We start from the raw sequence: 1,587 nt of genomic DNA, 5'->3' as shown, positions 1-1,587 counted from the left end.
GTGCTGGAGCGCATCGCCGACCATCCCGTCAGCCGGGTCGCTGAACTCCTGCCGTGGAACCTGTCAAGCGACGCCGAAGCCGCAGCAACCTGACAGTCGGTCCCCGCGTCACCGGACGCTTACTGTTCGTCAGCGTGCGGACGGTCTGCACCGAAGGGACCTCGCGCAGTATATCGGCCTGTAGAGCTTCGAGCGCGGGCAGGACTTTGCGGGCTCGGGCGGCCAGTTCCTGCCGCTCATCCGTGAGCCCCTGCATCGTCAACTTCAATTCTGCAGCCCGTCTGCCGAGCTCGGCCAGTTCGGCCTTTGCGGCTGCCACAATCTCGTCAACATTTCCGTCGCAAGCAAATTCAGGCCTGTGGTGCTTTGGGTCCGCACCGCAGGTCGGGCAGGTCTGCCCATCCCCGAGGGCGAAGAGTGTGCCGGCCTCGATGACGGAGGCCAGTCGTTCCTGATCCGACGCATAGTGATCGTTCAGAAGCGTAAAGCGGGCCTGCAGCGTGTCGATCTCGTCGATGCGGTCGCGAATGTTTTCGTGCTCGCGGCGCAGCTGACGGCGCTGCGTGGTCAGCACGCGATAATCCCGCTCCGCCGCTTCCTGAACACTGAACGAGGCCGCCAATTCGTTATCCAGCGTCAAATCGAGCTGCCGCAGCTCGTCATGATCCTGATCGGCATCCGTGATCTCACGCTCGACCTCGCGAATCTGCTGGTCGAGCAACTCGAGCTGAGCCGCCTGCCGCAAGGGTCGGCTGGCGTCCAGCTTCGCCATGTCGATCGCCGAATCATCGACGCCGACCAGCAGAAACTTGAACACCGCCGTTTCGGCTGTTTTCGTGGTGTATTGCCCAGTAAGGACCGGCGACGTGTCCTCTTGGATCTTGGTCTCGTTAACGATGGCGAAGCGCTCGAGGTCGCGATAGCTGAGATCGCGCGTCGCGCCGGCGGCGTTGGTCTGGATGCGCTTGTCGGCCGCGCCGAGCTGCTCGAGGAGAGTCTTCGAAAGCGAGGCCCTGGCGCCGTGACGGGCTGAGACCGTAATCTCTTGATCCGGCGTGGGCCGCGCGCGAAACAGGCCGTCGATAATGCGGATATCGCCGCCCTTCAGGGCACGGACCAGCGTCTTCTCCGTGCCGTCGTTGCAGACCACGCCAAGATGGGCGAGGTCGTATTCGGCCTGCTCGGCGATTGGGCGCGGCGGTTTGCTTGCCGCAAGGAGGTAATCGATCATCCGAAGGATGTGCGACTTGCCGGTATTCGAGCCGCCATAAATGACATTCAGGCCCGGCAAGAAATCGACGACGGCCGGTTTGCTCTGCGGCCCGCTGATGATGAGGAAGCGCAGCTGCACGATCAGGGCGCCTGGCTCTTATCGGACTGAAACTCCGGCTCCCATTCATCCATCCGGCTGCGGACGAGCACGGCCAGCTCGTCGTCGCCGAGCCGCAGGATGCTTTCGGCGATCTAGGGTGTGTGACTGAAGTGAGTGATGGGCTGGGTGTGATGGGGGTTTTCTGGCCGTGCCACTCTGAAAGTGTTCGACGCTTTCGGGGATGGCACGGCCATGACCAGGTCCAGCCTGGACGA

General features: G+C 62.9%; 1 protein-coding gene. It reads right to left on the bottom strand.

Annotated features, from left to right (window positions below):
* Positions 1-28: 28 nt before the first annotated feature.
* The gene (locus ACLIBK_RS25495; protein ID WP_415390108.1) at positions 29-1,351 is read right to left on the bottom strand and encodes an AAA family ATPase; all 1,323 of its coding nucleotides are present in this window, start codon (positions 1,349-1,351) and stop codon (positions 29-31) included.
* Positions 1,352-1,587: the final 236 nt, after the last annotated feature.

Source organism: Roseomonas sp. BN140053 (assembly GCF_047690175.1).
Taxonomy (GTDB): Bacteria; Pseudomonadota; Alphaproteobacteria; order Acetobacterales; family Acetobacteraceae; genus Roseomonas.
The sequence above is the reverse complement of the archived record's forward strand: the minus strand, read 5'-3'. Positions and strand labels throughout refer to the sequence as shown.